We start from the raw sequence: 1117 nt of genomic DNA on the forward strand, positions 1-1117 counted from the left end.
ACGTTTACAGACGACGAAAACAATACGATTTATGTGTATAACAAAGAACGTATGAAGTTGACGTTTTATATTGAGGAAGACATGAAATTGGGCTATATTACGACTACACATCCAGACATTAAATTATTTGGAACGACCATTATAAATAAAGTATGGGATTTAGTAAATGGCGATTTAGCACTAAACAAAATCACCAAGTTTGAAAAAGATTCAGAAGAAGGGATTGATATTTATTTTAACGAAGACAATTGGTTGTTTTTCCACGTCGATTATGACGAAATAGTTGAAGTAGAAATTGGTGCAATCATCAATGATAAAGACGAATTTGAATGGAAATTTAGAGGATAAAAACAAAAAAAGGCAAACATCTAATTTAGAGTTTGCCTTTTTTTATTTCTGTATAATAGTATTAGATAACCTTTTTCTTTTGAGAAGCATAAATGAAATAGAATCCCAAAATAATAAAAGGAATACTTAACCATTGACCGGTTGATAAGGCATTGAACATTGGGTATTCTTCAAAGCCACCTTGACTGTCTTTTACAAATTCCACAAAGAAACGAACCGACCAAAGTAACACTAAAAATGTTCCACATAATAAACCTGGTTTGTTTCTGGCATCCGTTCTCCAATACATATAAAACAATATGAAAAATACGGGCACATATAATATAGCTTCAAATAATTGTGCTGGATATCTGTAAGGAATTTTGTCCAAAATACCTTTAAACTGAACATCTTTTGCAATCGCATTATACGCTTGCGTTCCGTCTGGTATATTTGTTAATTGCGAGGCTACTTGCGGCGGCAAATTATCTTCACCTTTTACAAATTTCATAGCCATAAAAGCGTCTTTTGATGTTTCTTTTCCAAAAATTTCAGAATTCATAAAGTTTCCTAAACGAATAAAAACGGCTCCTGATGCAACAGGAATTACAATTCTATCTAAAATCCACAATAACGGACGTTGTAGCACTTTTGTTTTTATGTAATACATCGTAACAATAATAGCTATTGCTGCACCATGACTGGCTAATCCACTAAAACCTGTAAAATGTAATTCTGGTTTTGTGCTTATAGGTAATAAAACACTTAAAGGGTCTTGTGAGAATAATTC

Annotated in this window: 2 protein-coding genes; one reads left to right on the plus strand and one right to left on the minus strand. The window is 32.2% G+C overall.

Annotated features, from left to right (window positions below; translation table 11 throughout):
- Nucleotides 1–348 (plus strand): hypothetical protein (locus tag ABWO04_RS12090; RefSeq protein ID WP_353079928.1); only part of this gene is annotated, 348 nt, incomplete at its 5' end.
- A gap of 61 nt (nucleotides 349–409) precedes the next feature.
- On the opposite strand, the gene ABWO04_RS12095 is transcribed toward ABWO04_RS12090, so the two are convergent.
- The coding region (locus tag ABWO04_RS12095; RefSeq protein ID WP_353079929.1) for a prolipoprotein diacylglyceryl transferase at nucleotides 410–1117 on the minus strand (708 nt) is incomplete at its 5' end.

Source organism: Flavobacterium sp., assembly GCF_040382755.1.
Taxonomy (GTDB): domain Bacteria; phylum Bacteroidota; class Bacteroidia; order Flavobacteriales; family Flavobacteriaceae; genus Flavobacterium.